Genomic DNA, 26064 nt, shown 5'->3' on the forward strand with positions numbered 1-26064 from the left:
GTTTCGCGACCGATCCGTAGGCGACCTGGCTCGTCCCCACCGAGCGGTGGGGCATCACAGTTGCGGGACAGCGCCGGGATGAGCACCGGCTTCGCTGCGGACTGGTCGCTAAGACGGTAGCGCACCGCCAGGATGTGCCGGATCGATCAAGGGCCGATCAGCCTGGGTCGATCGCCAAGCCGTGGCGCACGAGGCGTTTGTCCCGGATCTGGAGGCTCAGGAGCGGTTGGTGGGGCCCCGCCGGGGCGGGACGGGGCCCCACCCGATCAGGAGGACGTGATGGTGACGTTGTCCACAGCCGCCTCCACCAGGCTGGCCCCGGACGCGTCCGCCGCCTCGACGAGTACGCGGACCGACTGGCCGGCGTACGGGGTGAGGTTCAGGTTGGCGACCGCCCAACTCCCGTTGCGGTTGCTGGCCGCGCCGGCCTGGGTGAGCAGCGCCGTTGTACCGCCGTTGTGCACGACGCTCACCCGCAGGTAGTCCGCCGACGAGGCGTTCGAACCGTGCGCCAGGTACCAGGCGAGCGAGAGGGTCAGCGTGCCGGACGACGGCAGGGTCACCGCCGGGGACCGGGCGCTGGTCACGCCGCCGTCGACGTCGTAGTCACCGGCGGCCGAACCGGCGAGCCGGCCGGTGACCAGGTCGTTGGAGCCGGCGTACGGGGTGAGCTGCTTGGCTCCGGAGGACGTGGTCGCCTGGGCGGCGCCCCGCTCGAACGCGCCGAGGGTGGCGGTGTCGGTGCCGGCCGGGTTGATGGTCCAGCCGGTGGCGGTCTCGAAGGTGTCCGACCAGACAGTGGTGCCGCCACCGCCGCCGCAGAACTGCGCCTGCTTGCCGATGGCCCGGTACGGGCAGTCGGCGTACTCGCTGAGGATCAGCACCGCCTCCCGGTTGCGCGAGGTCTGCGCTCCGATCACCTCGTCGGGCGGGTAGAAGCCGCCGCCGCCGGACGAGCCCGGGTACATCTCGAAGGTGTACGCCCAGATGTTGTGGGTGGCCCACATCCAGTCGAGGCTGTCTCCGTCGGTGATGTAGAGGTCGCTGGACTGCTCCGGGGTGTAGCCGTTGGTGGCCGCCATCTGCTGACCGATGGTGGCGAAGGTGTTGTACTGGTCCGCGTTCATCCCGGTCGCGGTGTTCGCTGTGGTGTAGCCGTACGGCCAGAGCACCAGCTGCGAGTACGTGTGGAAGTCGATGTTGGCCTTGATCTGCTGCACGCCGCCGACCACCCGGCCGTTGACGAAGTTGCGCAGCGCCTGCGTCTCGGGCGCGGAGAACGCCGACGGCCCCCGGTAGGTGTCCGACGAGGTGGTGCCGGACGAGCCGCCGCAGCATCCCCAGTTGTAGGACCAGTTGCGGTTCAGGTCGGTGCCGACGTTGGACGAGCCGCTGTTGGGCTGCCGGTTCTTGCGCCAGGACCGGTACGACCCGGTGGCGATGTCGTACTCGCTGCCGTCCGGGTTGACGGTCGGCACGATCCAGAGCTCCCGGCCGTTGACGATGTTGGTGATCCGGGAGTCGCTGCCGTAGCCGTCGGTGAAGAGATTGAGCAGGTAGATCGCCATCTCGACGGTCAGGTGCTCACGGGCGTGCTGCTGGGAGTTGAACAGGATCTCCGGCTCGTTCTCGTCGGTGCCGACGTTGTCGGAGATCTTCACCGCCATCAGGTCGCGGCCCTCGTACGACGAACCGATGCTGATCTTGCGGGCGATCGCCGGATGGTCGGCGACGACCTGGTTCACGACGGCGGTCAGTTCCGCGTAGTCGTGGTAGTTCGAGTCGGCCGGCGGGAAGGCCTGCGTGTTGAAGTCGCCGGCGCCGCGCTCGGCGTTCGGTGGCGGGGCGAGCGGTTCCAGCCGGAAGCCGAGCTTGCCGATCGCGGCGGCCTCTCCCGCGGTGGCCGAGATGTGCAGCACGCCGTGTTCGGAGTAGTCGATGGCGGCTCCGGTGCGGGCCACCGCGTTGCGGTCGGCGAGGGTCCGGGGCCCGAGCACCCGGTAGCCGGCGGCGGCCGGCTCGGCGGTGCGGTCCGGTGCCGGTCGGGCGGCGACCGGGCCGGCGGCGACGGTGACGATGCCCAGCCCGGTGACGACAGCGAGCACCAGGACACGGCGGAGGGGGATGGGCGTGCGGAGGGCCATGGACTACCTCCTCGATGGGCGGGAGATCCCGCTCGGTGAAGGACACTTCACCACCTGTCACATGGTCATATCAATATTGATCGCTGCGTTGTGCATCCCAGGCGGATCATCATGGTGGCAATGATTTTCCACCTGTCAACATCTGGCGAAACTTCCCTCCAAGCGGAAAACTGACCAGCGACGATGCCCCCTCGACACCGCGGAGCACCCATGGCCAGATCCCGCCTGCGCGCGGCCGCCCTCGCCGGCGTCACCACGCTCACACTGCTCACCAGCGCCGCGCCCGCGCTGGCGGCCCACCCGCCCGCCCCCGCCCACGACGAGCAGATCACCTACCAGGACTGGTCCGGGCCCGCCGACTGGCACCGGGGCAGCCGGGCCGGCACCCGCGTCGTGCCCGGCGCCCGAGCGGGCGTCACCCTGGCCCGCCCGGTCGGCACCATCGAGTACGCGGACCCGCACACCGGCGCCACCCGCACCTGGGAGTACGGCACCTGGACCTCGCCGGTGACCCGGGTCGGGTTCGACGCCACCGAGCTGATCGCCTCGTGGAACGCGGAGACCCCCGCCGGCACCTGGATCCAGGTGGAGATGCAGGGCAGCTACACCAGCGGCGACCAGACCCCGTGGTACGTCCTGGGTCGCTGGGCGTCCGGCGACACCGACATCAAGCGGACCAGTGTCAACCGGCAGGGCGACCCCTTCTCGACGATCTGGACCGACACCTTCAGCATCGACGACGCCGCCGCCGGGGTGCTGCTGCGGTCGTACCAGCTCAAGCTGACCCTCTACCGCGCACCCGGGCAGAGCGCCGCCCCGGTGGTCCGGATGTTGGGCGCGATGAGTTCCACAGTGCCGGACCGGTTCACAGTGCCGCCGAGCGCCGGGCACATCGCCTGGGGCCGGGAGTTGTCGGTGCCGCGCTACTCGCAGAACGTGCACTCCGGGCACTACCCCGAGTACGACGGCGGCGGCGAGGCGTGGTGCTCACCCACCTCCACCGAGATGGTGGTCGAGTACTGGGGTCGCAAGCCCTCGGCGGCCGACACCTCCTGGGTGGACCCGACCTACCCCGACCCGACCGTCAACCACGCCGCCCGGATGACCTACGACTACGCGTACGACGGTGCTGGCAACTGGCCGTTCAACACCGCGTACGCGGCCAGCTTCCCCGGGCTGGAGGGCCGGGTGACCCGGCTGCACTCGCTGGACGAGCTGGAGCGTTTCATCGCCGCCGGCATCCCCGTCGTGACCAGCCAGTCCTTCCTCGCCAGTGAGCTGGACGGGGCGAACTACGGCACCTCCGGGCACCTCTTCGTGGTGGTCGGCTTCACCGCCGACGGCGACGTGATCGTCAACGACCCGGCCTCGTCCAGCAACGACGTGGTGCGCAACGTCTACAAGCGCACGCAGTTCGAGCAGATCTGGCTGCGGACCAAGCGCACCAACGCCAGCGGTGGCGTCTCCGGCGGCTCCGGCGGCATCGCATACCTGATCAAGCCGATCTCGAAGCCCTGGCCCAGGGTCCCCGGCTCCACCAACTGGTAACCCCGGCCCCAGCCCGGCCGGCCCCACCTCCAGCGCGGATGATCATGAAGTTATGCCCGACGACTCGGCGCGTCGTGGCAATAACTTCATGATCAACGCTGGGAGTCGGGGGCCTGGGTGGGGGGGTCGGGGGTGGGGGTTTGGTCTTCGCCGGCCAGGGCGGAGCGGAGGCGTTCCTTCTCGGTGCGGCGGCGCTCGGCTGCTTCAGCGATCTCCCCGGCCATCTCGTCCCGCCAACCACGCAGCAGGAAGAAGGAGAGCGCGGCGGAGAACACCAACGCCAGCATCAGCTTCAGGAACACGTTCATGTCGACCAGCCAGAGGCCCGCCAGCACGGCGACGAACAGCCCGATCCGGCCCAGCGTGTACTTGAGCGCGGCGCTCACCTGCACCACTCCGTTCTCTCCGTCGCCCGCCACTGCCGGCGGAAGGGTCGAGCCGCCCGACGGGCGGTCGTGCTCAGCCGGTCCGGCGGGCCAGCCAGCGGACACCCGGGAACCAGAGGGCCGCGTACGCCACTGTGAACGCCCCCGCCGCCAACGCGCCGGAGAGCAGCGGCGGCAACCCCGCGCCCAGACCGGCGATCAGCAGCCCGGCGAACACCCCGACGGCAGCGGCGACCACCGCCGCCACCACCCGGGCCGCGCCGAACTCCCAGGCCCGGAAGTCGTCCCAGAACAGCCAGGCCGGCAGGATCACCGCCAGCCAACCGTTGGTGTGCCCGAAGTCGCCGGCGCCGATCGAGGCGAACGCCCAGTCGAACAGCACCAACGCGAGCACGCCGATGACCAGGCCGGCAAGGCACACCCCGAGCAGATCGCCCAGGGTACGGATGCGGCCCTCGGCGTCCCGGCGGGGAAACTTGCTCTGCTGCTCGCTCATGACGCTACGAGGGTACGCGAGCAGCAAGCCCAGGCTGCCGCAGCCGCCCCGCGCCGCCGGATCAGCCGCCCGCCCGGCTCAACCAGCGCTCGGCGGTTGCCCGCCGCCGGGCCGCCCAGCGCAGCATGACGCCGCCGCCGACCAGGACCACGCCAGCGAGGAGCAACCCGCCCAGAGCCACTCCGGTACGCGGAAGCGTGCCCCCACCACCCGCCGGGGCGCTGGTCGTGGGGTTCGTCGGCTCTAGAGTGCCGGGCGACGGCGTGGCAGTCGGCGACGGCGTGCCGGGCGTCGGCGTGGCAGTGGGCGACGGCGTGGCAGTGGGCGTCGGCGTGCTGGTCGGGGACGGACTGCCGGTTGGCTTCGGGCCGATCGACACGCCGACCCGCACCGAGACCGGAGCGCCGCCCGACGGGGCGGGCGCGGCCGCGGCGGACGCTCCGGCTGGGCTGCCCGGCCCGGACGCCAGCACGAACGCGACGGCCACCGCCATCCCGACCGACCACCAGCTAAAACCGGCGGTGCCCCCGGCCCCCCGGTTGCCGCTCATCGGGCCGCCCGCTCAGGCTCCCGCGCCGAGGCGGCCGGGTCGTCCGGCAGTTCGTCCAGCCGGCGCGCCCGCCGCAGCCAGAGCCGGTACGCCACCAGGGTCAGGATCAGCACCAGCAGCGCGACGAGCGCCCACGGCACCGCGAGGGTCGAGCCTTCGCTCTCCAACGAGGGCAGCGACTCCTTCGGGGTGTCCGCGTTGAGTACCACCGTGGCGGTCAGCGGACCGGCCGGCAGGACGTGTGCGAACTCCTCGGTCAGCCGGATCTCCGAGTCCGGCAGCACTTCCGGGACGTCGACCAGGTCACCGGTCGCCAGCCGTACCCCGAGAGGGCCGCTGACCTGGACCCGGGCCTTGCCGGAGATCCGGACGTTGCCGGTGTTGGTGATCCGGTAGGTGACCGTCATCCGTCCGCCGGGCAGCGGCACGACCGGATTGTCGTACTCGATCCGCACCGTGCCGACCTCGGCGGCGGGCCGCAGCGGGCCGGCGACCCGCAGGTAGACCCGGGCGCCGATCCGGCGCTCGACGTTCACCCGCTGACCGTCCTTGCCGACCTGTTCCTCGGTCACCGCGGCGATGATGCCGCCGACATGGTCGCCCGGTGCGGTCCCGGCCGGTACGGCCAGCCGGAACGGCATGTCCGCGCGCTTGCCCGGCGGCAGGGTGGTGGACGCCTTCGGCAACCGGATCCAGGAGCCGACCCCGCTGGGGGCCTGACTGCGGGGAAGTAGTGCGAAGCCGCCGTCCAGCGCGGTGAAGGCGTCGGTCGGATAGAGGTCGACCTTGATCGGCCGGTCGCCGAGGTTGCTCACCGAGAACCAGTCGGTGATGTCCTCCTTCGGCGACAACTCGTAGTCGAACTGCTTGCGTCCCTTGGGTCCGCTGGGGCTCGACGGCACCAGCGTCCAGGTCGGGTCGTCGGCCGCGGCGGCGGCGCGGGCCAGCGCCGGCACCGGCGTGAGTAACGCTCCGAGCAGCACGAGCCCAGCGACGACAAGCGCCCCGACGCGTCGCGCGGGGCCGGTCCAGGGTGCGGGTAGGTCGGTCATGCGTGGACTCCGGAAGTGAGGCTGGCATCGGGACGGCGGAGACATCACGGGTGGGTGCCCGCGACGCCTCCGCCGTTGCTCCTCTGGGGCGGGTACGCCCGGCGGATCGGTCAGGCCAGGGTGAGGGTCAGCGTCGCCGAATACTCACCCGGCGGCACGTCGTCCGGGATGGACAGTTTGAGGTCGGCGCCGCAGGTGAAGACGCCGGCGCTCGAGCCGGACGCGGCCGTGCAGAGGGTGCGGGTGTCACCGAGGTCGGCGCCGGCACCCGCCGTCACCGCACCCGAGCCGCTGGTCTTCGCGGCGCTCGGAGTCCAGCTGAGCTTGCTGTTGGCGATGGTGTTCGCGGCCAGCGTGAAGTCCTCGAGCTGACCGGTGAGGGTCCAGCCGACGTTGGTGCCGCGGAGGTCGGTCACCGTGGCGGCCGGCAGAGCACCGGTCGCTGTGCCACCGACGGTGCCGCCCGTCAGCGACGTGGTCGGACTCGCCACGGCGAGGCTGAACGCGCCGGGGGCGATGTCGGTGACGATCTCCACCGGAGCGGTGATGGCACCTTGCGCGGCGGTGATCTGGAAGGAGGTCGCCGTCGAGGTGGACGGCTTGTACGCGGTGGCGTCGGCGGGCGTGAACGCCGCCGACAGGGCGAACGTGCCCACCGGCAGGGCGGTGGTGGCGAAGGTGGCGCTACCGCCGCTGACCGGCGCGGTGCCGAGCACCGAACTGCCACGACGGAACTCGACCGTGCCCGTGGCGGTCGCCGGGGCGACGGTCGCGGTCAGGGCGACCTCGGTGCCCTGGGAGACCGGGCTGGCCGGGTTGACGACGAGGGAGGTGGTGGTGTTCTCCGCCACCGGCACCCGCCAGGTGCTGCCGGTGACCTGGATGGAGGTGCGGAACTCGTCGACGTTGCGACCCTCGGTGAGGCTGTAGCACTCCATGACGACCCACCACTCGCCGGCAGCCGGGGCGCCGCCGATCGCGGTGGAGAACGACCGGTTCGGGCTGATCGTGACCGGCGCCTCGTCGAAACCGCCGCCGCCGAGCGCGACGGCCAGGTTCGAGTACGGGCCACCCGGACGGCCGATACGCAGGTTGGCGTTCTCGCCGAATCCGGTGGGGCACTTGGGGCTGGTCGCGCTGGTGAAGATCGGAGTGGTGGTCACGCTGCCGCTGGTCTGCGACAGGGTGACCTCACCCAGCGAAGCTGCCTGCGCCGGAGCGCCGACCACGACGAGCAGGCCGGCGGAGAGCACGGCGGCGCCGAGGAGAGCGCCGGCGCGGGCAAGCACACGCTTGTTCATGAATCACTTCCTCTCGTGAGGGTGAAACCCGGCTCGGTCCTCGTGGACCGGCCGCGATCAGGCTCCACACGGGCCATGTCCCGGTATGCAGGCCAACGTCTCCGCCGAACGTGCGCAAAGCGAATTCTGGGTGCTCAGGCATCGTCCGAAAGGGCAGCCGGATTGCGCCTTTATCCGAAGCGGCCGTTGACGTAGTCGTGCGTACGCTCGTCCTGCGGATTTTCGAACATCGCGTCGGTCGGGCCGTGTTCGACAATTGCGCCCGGAGTGCCGTGTGAGGCCAGGAAGAATGCGCAGCGATCGGACACCCGCGCGGCCTGCTGCATGTTGTGGGTGACAATGACGATCGTCACCTCTACCGCCAACTCCGCGATCGTCTCCTCGATCCGCCGGGTCGAGGTCGGGTCCAGTGCCGAGCATGGCTCATCCATGAGCAGCACGCGCGGGCGTACTGCGAGCGAACGGGCGATGCAGAGGCGCTGCTGCTGGCCGCCGGAGAGTGCACCACCGGGCTGTCGCAGCCGGTCGCGCACCTCCTTCCACAGGCCCGCCTTGGTGAGCGTCTCCTCGACGAGCGCGTCCTTCGTGCTGCGGGAGGCACGGGTGCCGGTCAGCTTGAGACCAGCCACCACGTTGTCGTAGATCGACATCGTCGGGAACGGGTTCGGCTTCTGAAAGACCATTCCGACCTGGCGGCGAGCGTCGGTGATCCGCCGGTCCGGCGCGTACAGGTCGTGGCCGTCGAGCAGGACCTCACCGGCAAGCGACGCCGACGCGACCAGCTCGTGCATCCGGTTGAGGATGCGCAGGAAGGTGGACTTCCCGCAGCCGGACGGCCCGATCAGGGCGGTCACCTGACCGGCCGGCATGGTCAGCGAGACCCGGTCCAGCACCTTGTGGTCGCCGAACCAGGCGGAGATGGACCGGGCGTCCATTGCCGCCAGGTCGCCGGTCACCTCCCGGGGCGCGGACGCCGGGGGCAGGTCGACCAGGGTGGCTCCGGCGTGCTCCCGGTCGACCGCGCTGGTGCGGCCGAGGGTGTGTGGTGTCACGGTCCGTCCTTCCTCTACTCGTATCGGCGGGGTCACAGCAGGTTGGGCAGCAACCGGACGGCCTGGTCGGCGGTGGCCGCTCCGAGGGCCAGCAGCACGGGTACGCCGACGATCCAGCTCTGCCAACGGCCCCACCGACTCCGCAGCCAGGTGATGCCGAGCACGGCCAGCAACAGCGCCTGTCCCCAGAGCAGCACCGGCGTCCAGGCGTCCGGGTCGCTGGCCATCGCCTGCTCGGCGCCCGGCAGGGCGGCTACCCCGAACCTCCGGGCCGGGGTGGGCTGGGCCGTGCTGGCCAGGGCGGCATCCACCCGCAACACGTCGGTCGGCATGAACTCGGTGCCGAGCGCGGTGACCAGGGTGAGCCGGCCCTGCCCGGGCGCGGAGGCGGGTGCCGGGTCGCCGGTCCGACGCAGCCCGGTCACCACATAGTCGTGGGTGCCCTGGCCCGTGGTCGCACTGATCGTGTCGCCGGGCACCAGCAGGTCCAGGTCGCGGAACGGTCCCCCGTAGGCGGCCCGTCGACCCATGATCACGCTGTTGCCGGCCTGTCCCGGCAGGACGGTGTCCCGGCGGTGCCCGGGACCGGACCGCAGTACGCCGCCGTCGGTGCCCTCACGCACCACAGCACGCAGGCCGACCCGCGGCACGCTCAGCACCGCCACCGGCGAGCCCGGCTCGACCAACCGCTCCGGACCCTCGCCGCCGTCGACGAAGTTGGCGCGGAACTGGCCCACCGGCGCGGTGCCCCGGGCCAGCTCCGCCCGGAAGTCGGCGAACGCGGTCTGCTGTTCCCGCTGATAGGTCAGCTGGGAGAGCAGGAGCAGGTGGCAGACCAGGCCGAATGCGATCGCGGCGAGGATGCTCAACGCGGTCCCGGGCACCTGGAAGGCCGGGGACGTCGCCGGGCGGGTTGGCCCGGCCGGATCCGGCGCCTCCCGCGGACCGGGCGGCTCGATGGTGACCGTCGACATGCTCTCTCTCCTCGTCCTGGAACCCTTGCCGGGCGGTCCGCCCGCTCGGCGTACCGCCCGGTGGACTGTTGAGCTGTCTCAGTGCTCCGGAGTCTCGCCGTCCGGCCAGACCACCGCCGAGGGCTCGGGCCGTCGGCGGCGGGTGAACAGCACCGTGCCGCCACCGGCGCCCACCAGAGTCACGCCGGTCAACCCGATGCCGATCAGGGAAAGGCCGGTCCTCGGCAACTGCCCACCGCCGCCACCGCCGGAACCGTCACCATCGCCGGAACCGTCTCCGTCCCCGGAACCGTCTCCGTCGTTGTCGCCGTCACCGTCGTTGTCACCATCGCCGTTGCCGTTGCCGTTGCCCACCACTGAGAAGTCGAAGACGACCTCGTGGGCGGCGCCGACGAGGGTCAGCCGCGCGGCACCGTCGGGTGCGTCGGCCGGGACGGTCAGGTCGTATCGGACAGTCCCGTTGGTGGCGTTGACGGTCTTCGGCTCGGCACCGGTGAGTGTCACCGTGACGGCCTCGTTGCCGGTGAAACCGCGGGCGGTGACGGTGACCTTCTGACCTGGGCTGAGCGTCGGGTTCGTACCCAGCTTGGTGCCGTCGGCGTCGACGACCTCCAGTGCGTCGACCGGGCTCGGCACGGTGACCTCGACCGTGACGGGCTCCGACGTGGAGGTCGAGAAGTCCACCTCGCGCAGCGGGGTGAACACCGCGGTCAGCCGGTGGCTGCCGGCAACCAACTGAGTCGTCGACAGGGAGGCCGCGCCGCCGCTGACCGACTGGGCGCCGCCGAGAGCGGCCGTACCGTCGAAGAACTGCACGCTGCCCGTCGCGCCGGCCGGGGTCACCCTGGCGGTCAGCGTCCGCGCGGTGCCCTGCGGCTTCGAGCCGCCCGGCGTGACCGACAGTGCGGTCGTGGTCCTCTCCGGGGTGCCGCTCACGAAGCCTTCGCGGGCCGACTCGGCGGGCTGCCACGCGGTGCCGGCCGTGGGAGTGAAGACGGCTTTGAGGTCGTAACTGCCCGCGGGCAGGCCGGGGATGGTCACCGTCGTGACGCCCGAGGTCAGCTCGGCCGTATCGATCGTCACCGAACCGGTGGTCTGCCCGGCCGGGAAGCGGACAAAATCCACCGAACCGGTGGGCGGCTGCTCGCTGGTCGCCTGCGGGATGACCGTCGCCGTCAACGCCAACGAGGTGCCGGGCGCCTGCGGGCTCGACTTGTCGGTGGTCAGCGCGACGGTGACCGAGCCGGCGGGCACCACTGTGAGATCGGCCGGGGTCGAGGTCGAGGGCAGGAACGCGCGCGGGTCAGCGGGCTGGAACGTGGCGGTGAGCTTGTGCGCCTTCGCCGTCTCGGCGCCGGTCGGGCCGGGGAGCTCGGACGTGGTCAGCACGCCCTTGCCTCCGACGACCGGCACGCTGCCGACGTCGGCCGTCTCGGTCCCGGTGGTCCTGCGGAACAGGATCGTGCCGGCCGCCTCGGGCGACACCGTGGCGGTCAACGTGGCCGGTGCGCCCGCGTAGACGGTGCCGGTCGGCGCGACGGTCAACCTGGCGGTGGTCGTCGCGGCGGTGGGACAGGTGGTCTCCACCGTCCAGACGCTGCCGCAGACCTTGATCGGGGTGCGGAACTCGTCGGCGTAACGGCCCTCGGTGAGGCTGTAGCAGTCGACCACCACCCACCAGGCAGACTCTTCGTCGGGGGGCGTGCCCTTGTTCGCCGTGGTGAAGGACCGGTTCGGGTTGATGGTGATGGGCGCTGTGTCGTAGCCGCCGCCGCCGAGCGCGATCGCCAGGTTGGCGTACTGTCCACTGCCGGCCACGCCGATGCGCAGGTTGGCGTTCTCGCCGTACCCGCTTGGGCAGGCCGCAGTGGTCGCGCTGGTGAACATCGGGTTGTCGGTGACGCTGCCACTGGTTTGGGAGAGGGTGACCCTGCCCAACGACGCGGCCTGAGCTGGTCCGCTGAACGTCAGCACCACTCCGGCCACGATCGCGCTCACCGAGAGCACGAGTACCGATGCCGCCGCCGCCACGCGGGCGAAGCCGGGCCTGCTCATTGCGCCGTCCTCTACTGCTCGTCGGCGTCCGCTGACGCCGGTCGGATGGGTGTCGTCGGCGGCCCGGGCGCCGAAAGGCACCCGGGCCGCCGGCACGTGGCTCAGCTGCCGAAACGGAGGTTCGTGTAGCCGCAGTTGGCGTCGAGCGGGGAGATCAGGGCGGTACGGACGCCGAAGCCGAAGAGCTCCACCACCTTGCGCGGGGTGCCGCCGTCGTTGACGGTGGCGGTGCAGGTGGCCGAGGTGGCGCCGACGAACGTGGAGGCGATCGCCGGCACGGTCAGGTCAGCGGTCGGGACCACGTTGTAGACATCCCGGCGGAGCGGGAAGTTGATGTTCAACGTGCCGCCGATGACCGGTTGCTGGACCGCGCCGCCGGTCGGACGGATACCGGAGAGCGCTGCCTCACCCCGCCGGTCGGCCACCGTGACGCCGGTCAGGCTGACGATCTTCGCGGCGTTGCCCTGGGCGATGAACTGTCCGGCGGAGAACGGCACCACCCGGGTGGGGTGACCGGTCAGCGGAGCGCCGTCGTGCTCCTGGGCCCGCTCGATCAGCGGGGCGGCCCCAGTGGCCGGGTTGCCGTCGGTGTCGGCGGCGAGGCACGGGTAGTCACCGAGGTTGATCTCAACCTCGGTGATGCCCACCTTCGAGGACCAGAAGTCCCAGGTACCCGAGCCGGACTGGAGCATCACCGGGTTGACCGGGTTGCCGGCAATGGTGTTGTCGAAGCACCGGTAGACCCTCTGCACCTGGGCGAACGACACGTTGACAGGCAGGTCTCCGTTGACGTTGCGGGCCAGGGTCACCGCGTCCACCCCGAACGGGATGTAGGTGTAGTTGCCGGTGCTGGCCGGCGTGCTGCCGCCGCCGTAGCTCGACGAGCGGGCAAAGTCGACGCAGCCCACCACGTTGGCGTTGGACCAGAAGCCGGGACCGCCCTGGCCGATGTCCTCACCCTCCGAGGCCCGCAGCGCCCGACGGCCGTTGCTGGAACCGTTCGGGCGGGGGAAGTCGCAGTTCGCCGCCCGGGTCTTGACACTGCTGGTGCCCCGGGCGTCCCAGGAGGCGATGACCTTGTTGCCACCACTGGTGATCACATTGCCCAGACCGTTCGTCACGTCCTGGGTGGTGTCCGAGCCGACGCCCGCCAGGGTCCGGTACTCGGTGACGGGCGAAGGGTCGGCCGCGGCGGGCGCGGCCACCAGGCCAGAGACGACCACGGCGGCGAAGCCGACCGCGACCATCTTGCTAATGGATTTGACCTTCATGCTGCTCCCTCTCTACGGGGCATGACATTTCTGCTCACCCGACAGGTGGGCGAGCCGCAGTCATCGTCGCGGCGTCGACGCGTCGGTCGAAACCGCGCCGAGAAAAACGTTTCGGGCGCGCATCTCTCGCCAACACGTGGGCCGGATGAACAACATCCGACAATCGAATCCGATGCGATTCCCGGTCTCATTCCGCGCCGCCCGTGGGCACATTCCGACTGCCGATCCGGCGCAGCACCGGGCCGGCCACTCCGCCAACGAGGCCGATCGCGAAGAGGACGACCAGCACGTACCGGATCGCGCCGACCGGGGTGCCGGGAGTTGCATTGCCGGCCTGGATCACCGAGGGTTGCGGCGACGCTGCCCGGCCACCGGGCGACGGCGGGGCACCGGCGCTGGGCACCGCACCGGGCAGCGGCACGCCGGGCGTGGGCACCGCAGGAGCCCTGGTCGGCACGGACGCCGGCTGCCCGGCCGAGGACGAGGGCGACGGCGAGGGCAGATCCACCTCGAGCAGGGCGGCGACGGCGGCGGTCTGCTGTCGCAACGCCGTCGGCAGCGGCACGTAGCCCTCGGGGAGCATGCCCCGGGCGACGCCTGGCCGCTGCCCCTGGTCCGCGGCGTGCCGCAGCAACGCGGCGTAGTCACGCCGCATCGTGGCGGCCTCGCTGCGGTCGGCGACGGCGTAGGTCAGCAGCGACAACGGGTACGCGCCGGTGGTCGACCATGCCCTGGCCGGGTCGATCACCGACACGCCGGACACCTGGCTGGGCCCGGCCGTGCGAGCCGCCGCGCTGATCGCCTCGCCGGTCGCGCCTCGACAGTCGGCAGCCGTGTACGAGTCGTCCGCGCCCTGCACCGCCTTACAGAGCTTGGCGGTGAAGAGCCCGTACCGGGCCGCCGAGGCGGAGTCGGTGACCGACATGGTGAACCGGAATCCCGGCTGCTCGCGCGGCAGCTTCTCGAACCGCGGCGGGGTCACGTTCTGGTTGAGCGCCTGCGCGTACGCGCCGGTGTCGCCGCGCAGCGTCTGCGCCGCGCCCCGTCCGAACCCACCGGTGTACGGCCGCAGCTCCTGCGAGCAGAGCTGGTAGGTCTCGCCGCCGACCCGTTCCTCGTAGCAGGAGCGGTCGGCCTTGGGGAAGTAGTCCGGAGCCGTGCCGAACAGGCTCCGGTACGCGGGGTTGACCACCATCTCCCCGTCCTTGGCCCCGCCCAGCCACTCCTTCGCGGAGCGGTCGGAGAGGATCCACTGCCAGAGCGTGCGGGCCGCCACCGAGCTGCCGTTGGGTGCCATCAGGCCGTTGAGGGTCACCGACGCCCGCCGGTCCCAGTCGGCGAAGAGCGGGTTCAGCCCGATGAACTCCGGGTCCTGTTTGACGCTGTCGTAGTTCTTCGCCAGCGCGGGCCCACCGCCACCGGGCACGTCCCTCTTGTAGGACTGGGTGAGCAGCTTCGCCACCAGGCGCGGGGTGAGCTTCAGATCACTGAGCGCGGTGCCGCGTAGCTCGGCCACCTTGGGCGGCAGCGGCTTGTCGTCCAGGTTGACGTCGATGTTCAACGCGATGACCACGCCACTCAACGTGACCGGGGCGTGCACCACCGGCGGGTCGCTCGCTGTGGTGGGCACCGGGTCGGAGCTGTAGATCAGGCCGGGCGCGTTCGGCGAGGTGGACAGGAGCTGGCGGGCTGCCTCGTCGTCGCCGATCGGCGAGTAGCTGATCGACGGCCCACCCGCCGCCGCGCAGAGCGCCGGCCGCCAGGCGACGGCCGCCTCGGCGACCAACTCGGTGCCGGCGGTGAGCCGTTCCGCCCGGTCACTCGGGCAGTAACCGGCGACCGGCTCGAACTTCAGCGGCACCACCATCCGGTACTGCCAGTTCGGAACGATCAGCGGCGAGCCCTGGGGCGCGTCGGTGCTCGACACGTCCTCTCCGGTGTACGGGTGATGGTGCCCGCGCGGCACGATCACCAACCAACACGGCCGGGACGGCTGCGCCACACCCTGGGCATCGGTGTACGGGTCGCCGCACCCCAGGTCCGGAGCGAGCGACGAGTTCTGCACCTCGAACGAGATCCGGCCGGTACGGTTCGCCGCCGTCAACGCGTACGGGTACTCGTTCGTCACCGACTTGTTGAAGTACCCGGACAGCACCTCGTCGGCGTACGCCTCACGCTGAGCGCCGGTCTGCGGGTCCGCGATCACCGGGAACGGATGGGCGGTACTGCCGTCCGGGGTGCGGGGCCGCTCGCAGGAGCTGGCGCCGACCGCGCAGGAGACCGGCCGGAAGGGCACCATCTTGGCGTCCTCCGGCAGCGTCTCCTTCGGGTGCTTCACCGGGTAACCGGGCGAGTCGACGCGCAGCTCCCGGGAGTTGGCGTTGGCCGCCGCCGCCGCGTTGACCTCGAATGGCATGACCGGGGTGTCCAGCTTCGCGCCGAACTGGCAGGTCTCCCGAAACGCCAGGCCATCCGGGTCGTTCTTCGCGTGCGGGTCGCCGTAGCACTGCATCACCTGGAGGAAGTCCACCCCGAGCGGGCGGTTGCGTGGAGTCGGCGTGCCGCCGTCCCAGGTGACCACGACGGCCTGGTTGACCAGGGCATCGGTCTGGTTGACGGTCACCCGCAGATCGCTGAAGTCCTCCCCACCGTCCATTTTGACGCCCGCCACGGTCACCGCGGAGCCGCCGGTGTCGTCGGCGTGGGCCGGGGTGGCAGTCGGCGGCACCGGGGCGAGCACCCCGACGACCAGCAGCAGGGTGCTCGCGGCCAACCAGCGACGCGGGCTCACCGGTCGGCCCGGTGGTCGTCGTGGCGAACGCCCTGCAGGGCGTTCGACACCAGTGGTGGCCCGATCACCAGGGCGACCAGCAGCAGCGCCGCGAGGAGCATGACTGTGTGCTGGAGTCGCCAGCCACCCTCGCCCTCCAGGGACACCGGCACGGCGGCAACCTGTTCGCCGCCCGCCGCGCCGCCGTCACCCACAACCTGACCGTTGTCCGGGTCGAACTGCGGACTGGGACCTCCGTCTGGCACACCGAGGGCTCCGGTCGCTCCGGGTGAGGTGCCGCCCGGCGTCGTACCGCCGGGGGTGCCGCCGCCGGTCGTCCCGGTGCCACCGCTGGTGCTGTTTCCACCGCCGCCGCAGCGGGCGACCGGCAGCACCGGGGTGTCCTGGCGGGCACCGGCGGTGCCGGTGGTGGTCTGGGTGGCGCCCCTCCGATCGCAGGGCGACGGCTGCGGGGCGCTCTTCGCCAGCGCGTTGCCACCGTCCGCCGAGACCGTCGGGTTGTTGCACCCGCGCAGCGTCTGCGGGATGTTGCTGATCGGCTCGTGGCCGGGGACCTTCTGGACCTGCTTGAGGCCGGCCTCGACCAGGTTGATCGGCAAGGGCGAGTAGCCGAGCACCTCGGCCTGGCGCTGGCCCTCGCAGAGGAAGTAGTAGGCGAACTTGCTGAGCGTGAACCCGGCGTCGTTGGTGAGGTTGTACTCGACCTTCGTCGGAATGATCATGTACGAGTACGAGGAGAGCGGGTACGTGCGCGGATCGGTGGACCGGTAGACGCCGTCCAGGATCTGCGTGAGGTAGTCCGGTGAGGAGGCGTTGCTGTTGATCTGCGCCCGAGTCAGCGCGACCGCCACGTTGCTGGCCGTCGGCTCGACGTAGTAGCCACCGGCGTTGAGCACCTTCACCACCGGGAACTTCGCGTTGATCGCGTACGAGTACTCGACGTACGTGATCGCGCCCTCGGCGTTCTCCTGCCGGACGTAGCCGGACACCCCGTCGGAGCCGGTCGCCCCGACGAAGCTCGAGCCGGACTGGCGGGGGTAGACCGAGGTGATGCCGCACGGCGCCGGCTTGCTGAACTTCGCGCAGTAGGCGTTCCAGACGGCCGGGTGCTGCTTGCTCATCCACAGGGTGAACTGGGCGGTGGTGCCCGAGCCGTCCTGTCGGACCACCGGGACGATCGAACGCGAAGGCAGGTTCAGCCCTGGGTTGTCGGCCTTGATCGCCGGGTCGTTCCACTTCCGGATCGCACCGGTGAAGATCTTGGAGATCACCTCGCCCGAGAGTCGCAGGTTGGTGACCCGCCGGCCGCCGATCTTCAGGTTGTACATGAACGCCGTGCCACCGGCGACGATCGGCATGTACGCCGATTCCCGTGAGCCCTTGCTGTCGGTGCCACTGAAGATGTCCTTCAGCCCGTACGGAATCTCCGAGACACCGAAGTGCGCCTTGCCCTCCCGGAACTGCACCCGGCCCTGGGTGGACCCGGCGGCCTCGTACTCGACCTGGATGTTGCGGGCCTGGACGTTGCGGGCCCAGGCGCTGATCGCGTTCGCACTCCAGGTCGAGCCGATCCCGACGATCGGCACAAACCGCCCCGCCGCGGACGCGGGCGGCGCCAGGGTCAGCACCAGCGCCACAGCGGCCACAGCGGCCGCGAGCCGCGCCAGGCGGTTCGTCGGGCGGGCCGTCGGGCGGCGACGGCGGAACCGCAGTCTGGACATGTCCTACCTCTGGTTCGGTTGGTCGGGAGAGGAGCCGGTCGCGGCGAGCCGGGCTCGCTGCCGGCGGGCGAAGCGCAGCGCGTCCCGACGCGAGGCCAGCGCGCGACGACGGCGCTGACCACGGCTCAGCTGGCCGGGAGCCCGGCCACCCAGGAGCCGGGCGAGTACGAACAGGAGCAGCACCAGAGCCATCAGAACGGCGGCGGCACCGAAGCCGCGCGCGATCATCAAAGCGTCCGGGCGGCGGATCGCGTCGAACACGAACAACGGCAGGGACACCTGGTTGGCCTGCAACGGATTGACGTTGGTGAACTGGGTGAAGCCGGCCGTCAGCAGCACTGGCGAGGTCTCGCCGATGCCCCGGGCGGTGCCCAGGATGATCGCCGTCATCGCCCCGGACCGGGCCGTCGGCAGCACGATGTGCCAGATGGTCCGCCACTGCGACGCACCCAGTGCCAGGCTCGCCTCGCGCAGCGTGCCGGGCACCAGACGCAGCACCACGTCGGCCGCCCGGATGATGATCGGCAGCATCATCACGCTCAGCGCGAGCGCGGCCGCGACGCCGGACTTCTGCCGCCCGAGCGCCAGGATCACCGTGGCGTAGATGAACAGACCAGCCACGATGGACGGCAGGGCCGTCATCGCCTCGACCACGATGCGTACGAAGCGACTGAACGCGCCGGGCAGTTCACTGAGGAACACCGCGCACAGCAGTCCGAGCGGGATCGTGATGGCCAGGGCGATCGCGATCTGCTCCAGCGTGCCGATGATCGCGTGCCGGATGCCACCCGCGCTCAGCGGATCGAGCGGGCCGGCTGAGCGCATGTCCTCGGTGTAGAAGTTCAGGTAGGCCAAAGGTTCACGGCCCCGGTAGAGGGTGAACACGACGACCACGACCAGCGCCACCAGCATGGTCACCGCCAGGCTGTGCACCAGCACACCCGCCAGGCGGTCCCGGACTACCGGGCCGGACTCGTCGAGCGACACGAGGACCAGGTAGAAGCCCAGGAACAGCAGGTACGCCACGACCAGGAAACCGAGCGCGCCGTCGAACGGGGCCAGTTGCGTGAAGAGCAGCGCGGTCAGGCCGACCGCCGCGACGGCCGCGCCGAGCACCGCGAAGACATCGGTACGCCGCACGGTGCTGACCGTCCTGCGGCGCTCCCCGACCGACGGACCGTCGGGGCGTACCGGAAGGGTGGTCGGGGGTTGGGGTGGCGGTGCCGGCTCCGGCCCGGCCGGCGGCGCGGCCACCTCCTCGACGTACGCGGCAATTCTCGGCGTCACCTGCGGCTCCTCACGCGTCGCTGGCCGCGCCGGAGCGGCTGCGGTTGATGATCAAGCCGGCGCCGAAGTTGACCAGCAGGGTCATGCCGAACAGCACCAGGCCGGCGGCCATCAACCCGGCGATGCCGACCGGATTGGACTCCGCGTACCGCAGCGCGATCAGCGACGAGATCGATCCGCCGCCGATCTGCAGAATGTGCGGCTGGACGACGAAGACGAACGAGATGACCAGGTAGACACCGATCGTCTCGCCGAGGGCCCGGCCGAGACCGAGCATGGTGCCGCCGATCATCCCGCCCCGACCGAACGGAAGCACCACCGAGCGGATCATGCCCCAGCGGGTCGCACCCAGAGCGAACGCGCCCTCGCGCTCGCCGATCGGCGCTTGAGAAAAGACCTCCCGCATCACCGAGGAGGTGATGGGGGTGACCATCATCGCGACGATGATGCCGGCGATGAACGTCGAACTGGTCAGGGAGCTGTTGCTGCCCAAAGGGTCACGCGGGTCGTAGCCGTCCACCCGGAAGAACGGAAGCCAGCCGAGGTAGGTGGCGAGCCAGCGGGGCAGCCCTTCGCCGTGTTCACCGCTCACCAGCAGGTGCGGCTGGAGCAGGTACAGGCCCCAGATGCCGTACACCACGCTGGGCACCGCGGCCATCAGGTCCACCAGATTGACCAGCAGCGGGGCGATCCGCCGCGGGGCGTACTCGGAGATGTAGAGCGCGGTGCCGGTGGCCAGCGGCACCGCGATGGCGATCGCCACCGCGGCGATCAGCACGGTGCCGACGAGGACACCCGCGACGCCGAAGTTGCCGCCCACCGGGTCCCACTCCTGCGCGGTGAGGAACCGCCAGCCCATGGTCCGCAGCGCGGGTAGGGCCCGCAGGGTCAGGAAGACGCCGACCAGCAACATGACGGCCAGCACGATGCTGCCACCGCCCCGGATCACCCCACGGAACACCAGGTCGGCGGGGGTTCGGCGCTGGCGTACCCGGCGCGGGGCGACGGGCGATCCGGCATCCTGCGTCACGTCGGGCGGAGTCACGACGACGGTCATCAGCTCACGTCCCGGGACCACGGCTCAAGCCGGTACGGCGGTCGGACCGCCACCCGCGCCGGCCGGGCCAGGGGCGTGCCGAGCGCCCCGCCGGTGATCGGCGTGCTCGGCTCCGTCGGGCGCCGCCGGTCGCGGCGAACGGCACGGGTGCCGGCGACGACCTCCGCGTGCGGAAGCGCCTCAAGGAACCGACCCAGGTTGTAGTGGCACTCCCGGGCCCGCAGGTACGAGCGGCTGGACAGGGCGACGGTGACGTCCGCGATCTGGATCCGCCAGGTCCACTGGCCGCTGGCCGGAACCGTGCTCTCCTGCGACACGATCCGGTCCACGTTGGCCCGCAGTTCGAGGACCGACTCGTGGCACCGCGCGTAAACCTCGTGCTGGACCGCGCCACGGCCGAGCGGCCTGTTGTTCGGTGACACGAGCATCCACAGGATGCCGTGGATCGTCTGACCCTGGTACGGCCCGGGCATCGGCGCCGCGAGGAACACGAACCGTGAATGCTGCACCTTGACCCCCTCCTCGTTCGGCGCGTTCGCACGCGCTGGCTGCCGCTTCCCCAGGACCTCTGCGCTGCCGTGGATCAGCGTCCGCAGCATCGGTGACTCGGTACGCCGTCATCCGCTCACGCCAGACGTGCAGCACGTGAACAGCGAGTACCGAGGCATCCACCGTTCGGATACGCCGAGACGACGACGGATGGATCAGGGCCCGTCCGACGCCGATCCCGGGCACCGGAACGGCGATGGCCGGCGCACCCGTGGGGTGCGCCGGCCATCGGACGGGCGAGTGGTACGCGTCAGCGGCGGCGGCCAGTTGCCGCCGTGGTGCCCGCCCCACGGCGAGTGGTGAGCCAGGCCGTCCCGACCACACCCAGGCCGCCGAGCAGCGCGAGGATCCACCAGACGTTGGCCAGGGAGGCCCCACCGATCCCGCTGTTACCGGTCAGTCGGCGCGGCACGTCCGCCTCCCCGGGGAGTCCCGCCGTGGCGGTGGTCGTCGGGCTGGAGGGGGTGGCAGCAGCCGGCGGCGCACCAACCGGGGGCGCACCGGCCGCGCCGGTCGAGCCGGGAACCACCAACGGGCCGCCGGCGCCGGGCGTCGTCGTCGGCGCACCCGCCGGCCGGCCGGCGCGCCACTGCCGCCCGGAAACGGTGATCGGGGTGACGAAGCGGTCCGGATGAACTCCCTGCGTCTCGCTGACACACTCGACGACCACCCACCACTCGCCGTCGACCGGCGCGCCGCCCAGCGCGGTGGCGAACGACCGGTTCGGCTGGGCGGTGACCGCCGTCCTGTCGTACCCGCCGGCGGTCAACGGCCGGGCCAGGTTGCTGTACGGACCGCCCGGCGGGCCGACCCGCAGTTGTGCGTTACGCCCGAACCCCGTGGGGCAGGGTGCCGAGGCGGTGGCGCTGGCGAAGACAGGGCCGGCGTCGACGGTTCCGCTGGTCGCCGACAGGCGTACCCCGCCGAGCGGGGCGGCCTGGGCGGGCGCGGGAAGGGTGAGGCTTGCCACCAGGGCGAGCGCGGTCGCGGCGAGAGCAGACAGTTTTCGGGGCACACCGACGGTCTATGCGGACGGTGGAACCGGCCGGGCACGGTCAGCCACGCGCCGGACGGCCAGCAGGTGAACACGGGTCGGTGCGACCCGTGCCCACCCGGCGGTCAGCTCAGGCCCAGACCTGCTGCGGCTCGGCGCGCCGCTCGGCCAGCGACGGGGCCTTGTCGTACTCCCGGACCACGTTGTAACGGGTGTCCCGCTCGACGGGCTGGAAGCCGGCGTCCCAGATCAGGTGCAGCAGGTCGTCCCGGTGCATGGTGTTCGGGGTGCCGTACGAGTCGGCGTCGTGGGTGATCTTGTATTCGACGACGGAGCCGTCCAGGTCGTCCACGCCGAAGTTCAGCGAGAGCTGAGCCACCGACAGCCCGTGCATCACCCAGAAGTTCTTCAGGTGCGGCACGTTGTCGAAGAGCAGCCGGGAAACGGCGAACGTCTTCAGCGACTCGGCCGGCGAGGCCATCGTGGTGCGCGCCTGGATCCGATTACGGATCTTGCCGTCCGCCGAGTCGACGAAGTCGTGCTGGTAGCGCAGCGGGATGAAGACCGCGAAGCCGCCGGTCTCGTCCTGCAACTCGCGCAGCCGCAGCACGTGGTCGACGCGGTGCCGGGGCTCCTCGATGTGGCCGTACAGCATCGTCGCCGGGGTCTTCATGCCCTTGCTGTGCGCCAGGGCGTGGATGCGCGACCAGTCCTCCCAGTGGCAGGCGTGGTCGACGATGTGCTGCCGGACCTCCCAGTCGAAGATCTCCGCGCCACCACCGGTCAGCGACTCCAGGCCGGCGTCCATCAGCTCGTCGAGGATCTCGTCGGCGCTCAGGCCGCTGATCTTCTCGAACCACTGCACCTCGGTCGCCGTGAAGCACTTGAGCTTGACGTTCGGCAGCGCCGCCTTCAGCTCGCGCAGCACCTTCGGGTAGTAACGCCAGGGCAGCGTCGGGTGCAGGCCGTTGACGATGTGCAACTCGGTGAGCTGCTCGTCCTCCATCTCCTTGGCCTTGCGGACCGCCTCGTCGATGCGCATCGTGTACGCGTCCTTCTCGCCCGGCTTGCGCTGGAACGAGCAGTACGCACACGACGCCGAACAGACGTTGGTCAGGTTGAGGTGCCGGTTGACGTTGAACATCACCCGGTCGCCGTTCAGCTCGGTGCGCTTGTGGTGCGCCAGCCGCCCCAGCCAGGTCAGGTCGTCGCTCTCGTAGAGGGCGACCCCGTCCTCCCGGGTCAGCCGCTCACCGGCGTACACCTTCGCTTCGAGCTCACGCTTGAGTCCGGCGTCCATGGCACGTCCCTTCCACCTGCGGTCCGGATCGAGCGTACGTCGCGGCGCCGACGGGCCCGGCGGCACGGTCGCCGGCAGCGACCCACTTCACCAGACTCTCAGCCTCCCGTAACCCGGCAACGCATCGACATGAGTGGCGAGGTGCGGTAGTAACAAGGTGGGGCGGAACACACACACTGGTACCGTCCCGGCGGTCGCGCCCACCGAGCGCGGCGACGAGTGGTTGGACGGGGAGCGGCATGGTCTACAGCGGGCGCGGGCGACGGCAGCGACGACGGAGCCCGGTGATCTCGCCGGTCCTGCGTCCGAAGCTCTGGGCCGCCCTGCTCGGCGCGATCGCCGCAGCCGTGCTGGCCACTCCCGCGTACGCGGAGCCCGGCCTGCCGACCACGGTGCCGGACACCGGCTCGCGCCCGGCGGTCACCGGCTCGCTTCAGCTGCCCGGCGGCGCACCGGTCGCCGGCGTGCCCGCCCCGCCGCTGGTCAACGTCGGCAACGGCCCACTGGCCATCGCGATCTCCACCGGCGAGACTCAGGTCGGCGTGCTCGGCGAGGCGCTGCTGGTGAGCCGGCAGAAACGCGTCGACGCGCAGGCGCAGCTCGACGCGGCCGGCAAGGCGCTGGCGACAGCACAGGACGCCCTGCTCCGGGCCCAGCAGACCGCCGACACCGCCGCCGCCGAGGCCGTCAAGGAAGCCGCCGCGCTGCCGCCGGGCGACTTCGCCGAGGACATCCGTGGGCTCAGCCGCCTCCAGGCGATCACCCGCGGCGAGAAGGTCGACGGCGGCACCACAGGGGTGGCTGGGGAGCTGTCCCGGGCCCGCGCCGGCGAGCAGGCCGCGTACCAGAAGCACAGCGAGGCCAAGGTTCTGCTCACCGCCGCCGAGACGGAGTTCACCACCGGTGAGACGGCGCTCCGCACCGCCGAGGCGAGCCTGCTCAAGCTGCGCCGGGACAACGCCGCCGCGCTGGTCGAGATCGAACGTCAGCAGGAGGCCACCGAGCAGCAGATCGGCGCCGGCTACGTCTCCAACCAGAGCATCAGCGGCATGGCCGCGCACCCCCGGGCACTGGCCGCGGTCCGATACGCGCTCGCCCAGCTCGGCGACCCGTACAAGTGGTCCGAGGAGGGGCCGAACCAGTTCGACTGCTCCGGCCTGATGTGGGCCGCGTACCGGTCCCCCGGCGCCGACTACTTCGACCTGCCCCGGGTCTCCCGCGACCAGTACGCCGCCACCCGGAGCCGGACCGTGCCACAGAGCGCGCTGCTCCCCGGCGACCTGCTCTTCTTCGCCTCGGGCAGCAGCTGGACGTCGATCCACCACGTCGGCATGTACATCGGCAACGGCAAGATGGTGCAGGCGCCCACCACTGGCGACGTCGTCAAGATCTCGGTCGTCCGCTGGTCCCGGTTGTACGCGGCCACCCGGGTGATCGGCGCGGTGCCGGCACCGGTCGTGACCAACCCGACCCCGCCCGTCTCGACCCCGAAGCCCACCCCGTCGCCCACGAAGACCACCAAGCCGACGCCGACGCCGACGCCGACGAAGACCACCACGCCGACGCCGTCGCCGACGAAGACCACCACGCCGACGCCGTCGCCGACTCTGACGACCACCCCGACGCCCACCCCGACCGGCAGCACCACGCCGACGCCGTCGAGGACTCCGACGACAGTGCCCTCGGCACCGACAAACGCGCCGACCAGCGCGTCTCCGACGACCACGCCGAAGGCCAGCACGAGCGCGACGGGCAGCGGCAGCGCGACGGGCAGCCCCAGCGCCACGGGCTGATCCGCCACGACCGGCTCCGGCTGTCCGCTCGGGAAGATCTGTGGCACCGTGACAACCAGGCACATCCGGCTCGACGTCACGGGTCCGGGTGCGAGCATGGCGCGGAGGGCGGAAATGGCCGAGCAGAGAGATCCGGCGGAGACTGTCGACCCCGTGGTCGACCAGGCCGGCCCACCAGGGCCGGACACCGCCGACCCGGTGGCCGCCAGCAACGCCAGCCCGGCTGCCACCAGCTCGACAGGCAGTGACACCGGCTCGGCGGACGCCGGCTCCGCTCACAGCGACGCCGCCCCGGCTGCCAGCGCCCCGGCCGGCAGCGGCACGGCAGCGGTCGTCGCGGGCCCCTCGACTGACGCCGATGACGACGTACCCGCCGACGACGACGAGCGCCAGAGCGTGGCCGCCGCACCGGTACGCGCACGCGCCAGCGTCGTGACCGCCGGCGCTCTCCGCAGTGACCTGCCGGCCAGCGCTCCGGTCACCGCGACCACCTACCGTGCGACCGGCTCGGCCAGCCCGGCCGACGTGTCGTTGCCGGGGCAGCGGAGCGACTCCCCCGCGTCGGCCCGGGCCAGCGCCACGGTTCCGAGCAGCAGCCGGGGCACTGCCAGCGCCCTGGGCACCCCGGACCGTCGCGAGAGCGCGCCCGGCGTCTATCGAGCCGCGCCGGTGGGTGCCGAGCCGGCCCAGCCCTCGACGCCGTCGACTCCGGAACCGGAGCCGGAACCCACGCCGCCCGGCCCGGGGCCGACCCAGCCGTCGCCACCGGAACCGGAGCCCGCGCCGGCCCCGGCTCCGTACCCGCCCGGTCCGGTGCCGACGCCGGGTCCTCGACCCACGCCGCCTGGTCCGGTTCCGCCCGTTCCGGGCCCGCCCATCCCACCGCCCTCGCCGGTGCCGCCCATCCCCGGCCCGCCGACGCCGCCCGTCCCGAGCCCGCCGCTGCCTCCACCCGGTCCGCCGGTGCCGGCACCACCGGCCCCGCCCGGCCCGATGCCGGCACCGCCGTTTCCGCCGCCACCGGCGATGATCGACACGCCCGGGGTACGGGCCAGCGCGTCGGTCTCCGCGCCGCCGGCCGGGTGGCCGTCAACCGGTGGGGCGACCCGCCCGACGTCCGGCGCCGGATGGGCCGGGGCACCCGCCTCCGCGCCGCCGGTGGTGCCCGCACCAGCGCTGCCGAGCTGGCCACCGTCCACCGCCGGGGCCCGTTCGTCGACCAGCAACAGCACCGGAAACTCCCGCGTGACGGTGCCGCCGAGCGGCCCACCGGCTGGTTCGGCCGGACGGGACGCGGCCGGCGCCCGTGGTGGGCGGCACGGCAGTCACACCGACCTGGCCGGCACCGTCTACGGCAACGGCGAGGGGGCCGGCTTCACCACTGTCGCGATACCCGCCAACGCGGTGGAGACCTCCGGCTCGCTGACCGGGCACATCCTGGCCCAGGGGTGGTCCGACACGCCGGCCGAGCGGTCCAGTAACGCCCGGGTGATGATCGTCCTGGCCGCCGCTCTGGGGCTGCTGGTGGCGATCAGTGTCATGGTCGTCCTGCTGGCGGGCGACGCGCTGGACGGTCTGGTGGGCAGCGTGCTCAACGGGTGAGCCAGCGAGCGCCGGCGATGGTGAGTCCGCCCACTACGGTCGGTCAACCGGCTGGCGGCTTCGCCAGACCGCCGTACACTGGCTGAGATCACTGACCCGGCGCGCGTGGTGTGCGCCCCTGGGCGATCTTGCGGGCGATCC

At 71.5% G+C, this 26064-nt stretch carries 20 protein-coding genes; 3 read left to right on the top strand and 17 right to left on the bottom strand.

Annotated elements, in window-relative coordinates; genetic code table 11:
• Positions 1-266 precede the first annotated feature (266 nt).
• Complete coding sequence (locus ABZS40_RS22875) at positions 267-2144, bottom strand: M14 family metallopeptidase (RefSeq protein WP_354945365.1); 1878 nt, start codon at positions 2142-2144, stop codon at positions 267-269.
• Between the two features lie 210 nt (positions 2145-2354).
• Here ABZS40_RS22875 and ABZS40_RS22880 point away from each other — a divergent pair, with 210 nt between their 5' ends.
• Positions 2355-3692 (top strand): C39 family peptidase, encoded by a 1338-nt coding sequence (locus ABZS40_RS22880; protein ID WP_354945367.1) that lies wholly within the window; start codon positions 2355-2357, stop codon positions 3690-3692.
• Positions 3693-3784: 92 nt separating this feature from the next.
• Here the strand turns inward: ABZS40_RS22880 and ABZS40_RS22885 are convergent, their stop codons facing one another.
• The 16 genes from ABZS40_RS22885 to mqnE form a co-directional block, all read right to left on the bottom strand.
• Complete coding sequence (locus ABZS40_RS22885) at positions 3785-4078, bottom strand: DUF4229 domain-containing protein (RefSeq protein ID WP_354945368.1); 294 nt, start codon at positions 4076-4078, stop codon at positions 3785-3787.
• A 73-nt stretch (positions 4079-4151) separates the two neighbouring features.
• The gene (locus tag ABZS40_RS22890) at positions 4152-4574 is read right to left on the bottom strand and encodes a hypothetical protein (RefSeq protein ID WP_354945369.1); all 423 of its coding nucleotides are present in this window, start codon (positions 4572-4574) and stop codon (positions 4152-4154) included.
• Positions 4575-4635: 61 nt separating this feature from the next.
• Positions 4636-5124: a hypothetical protein gene (locus ABZS40_RS22895; RefSeq protein WP_354945370.1), complete on the bottom strand. Its 489-nt coding sequence runs from the start codon at positions 5122-5124 to the stop codon at positions 4636-4638.
• Positions 5121-6176 (bottom strand): DUF916 domain-containing protein, encoded by a 1056-nt coding sequence (locus tag ABZS40_RS22900; protein ID WP_354945371.1) that lies wholly within the window; start codon positions 6174-6176, stop codon positions 5121-5123. Before ABZS40_RS22900 ends, ABZS40_RS22895 begins: the two co-directional genes overlap by 4 nt.
• Before the next feature lie 110 nt (positions 6177-6286).
• Entirely contained in the window at positions 6287-7477 is a 1191-nt protein-coding gene (locus ABZS40_RS22905) for an Ig-like domain repeat protein (RefSeq protein WP_354945372.1), read from the bottom strand.
• 170 nt (positions 7478-7647) lie between these two features.
• On the bottom strand, positions 7648-8412 hold the full coding sequence (locus ABZS40_RS22910) for a phosphate ABC transporter ATP-binding protein (protein WP_354945472.1): 765 nt from the start codon (positions 8410-8412) through the stop codon (positions 7648-7650).
• Positions 8413-8561: 149 nt separating this feature from the next.
• A complete protein-coding gene (locus tag ABZS40_RS22915; RefSeq protein WP_354945373.1) occupies positions 8562-9503 on the bottom strand; it encodes a sortase in 942 nt (313 codons plus the stop codon).
• Between the two features lie 78 nt (positions 9504-9581).
• Entirely contained in the window at positions 9582-11558 is a 1977-nt protein-coding gene (locus ABZS40_RS22920) for an Ig-like domain repeat protein (RefSeq protein WP_354945374.1), read from the bottom strand.
• A 101-nt stretch (positions 11559-11659) separates the two neighbouring features.
• Positions 11660-12829, bottom strand: a complete 1170-nt coding sequence (locus tag ABZS40_RS22925; RefSeq protein WP_354945375.1) for a hypothetical protein — start codon at positions 12827-12829, stop codon at positions 11660-11662.
• 187 nt (positions 12830-13016) lie between these two features.
• Positions 13017-15620, bottom strand: a complete 2604-nt coding sequence (locus ABZS40_RS22930; RefSeq protein ID WP_354945377.1) for a hypothetical protein — start codon at positions 15618-15620, stop codon at positions 13017-13019.
• Entirely contained in the window at positions 15617-17341 is a 1725-nt protein-coding gene (locus ABZS40_RS22935) for a phosphate ABC transporter substrate-binding protein PstS (RefSeq protein WP_354945378.1), read from the bottom strand. Before ABZS40_RS22935 ends, ABZS40_RS22930 begins: the two co-directional genes overlap by 4 nt.
• A gap of 3 nt (positions 17342-17344) precedes the next feature.
• Positions 17345-18628 carry a phosphate ABC transporter permease PstA gene (gene pstA, locus ABZS40_RS22940; RefSeq protein ID WP_354945380.1) on the bottom strand — a complete coding sequence of 428 codons (1284 nt, stop codon included), beginning with the start codon at positions 18626-18628 and terminating at the stop codon, positions 17345-17347.
• A 10-nt stretch (positions 18629-18638) separates the two neighbouring features.
• A complete protein-coding gene (gene pstC / locus ABZS40_RS22945) occupies positions 18639-19685 on the bottom strand; it encodes a phosphate ABC transporter permease subunit PstC (RefSeq protein ID WP_354945382.1) in 1047 nt (348 codons plus the stop codon).
• Positions 19685-20194, bottom strand: a complete 510-nt coding sequence (locus ABZS40_RS22950) for a hypothetical protein (protein ID WP_354945383.1) — start codon at positions 20192-20194, stop codon at positions 19685-19687. Before ABZS40_RS22950 ends, pstC begins: the two co-directional genes overlap by 1 nt.
• Before the next feature lie 290 nt (positions 20195-20484).
• Positions 20485-21249, bottom strand: coding sequence for a hypothetical protein (locus tag ABZS40_RS22955; protein WP_354945385.1), 765 nt, complete (start codon positions 21247-21249; stop codon positions 20485-20487).
• Between the two features lie 109 nt (positions 21250-21358).
• Complete coding sequence (gene mqnE, locus ABZS40_RS22960) at positions 21359-22528, bottom strand: aminofutalosine synthase MqnE (protein ID WP_124815231.1); 1170 nt, start codon at positions 22526-22528, stop codon at positions 21359-21361.
• 239 nt (positions 22529-22767) lie between these two features.
• Here mqnE and ABZS40_RS22965 point away from each other — a divergent pair, with 239 nt between their 5' ends.
• Positions 22768-24321, top strand: coding sequence for a C40 family peptidase (locus ABZS40_RS22965; protein WP_354945387.1), 1554 nt, complete (start codon positions 22768-22770; stop codon positions 24319-24321).
• Between the two features lie 114 nt (positions 24322-24435).
• A complete protein-coding gene (locus ABZS40_RS22970) occupies positions 24436-25923 on the top strand; it encodes a hypothetical protein (RefSeq protein WP_354945388.1) in 1488 nt (495 codons plus the stop codon).
• Positions 25924-26064 lie beyond the last annotated feature (141 nt).

The sequence above is a fragment of the Micromonospora sp. NPDC005324 genome (genome assembly GCF_040607155.1).
In the GTDB taxonomy this organism is placed as follows: Bacteria; Actinomycetota; Actinomycetes; order Mycobacteriales; family Micromonosporaceae; genus Micromonospora; species Micromonospora trifolii.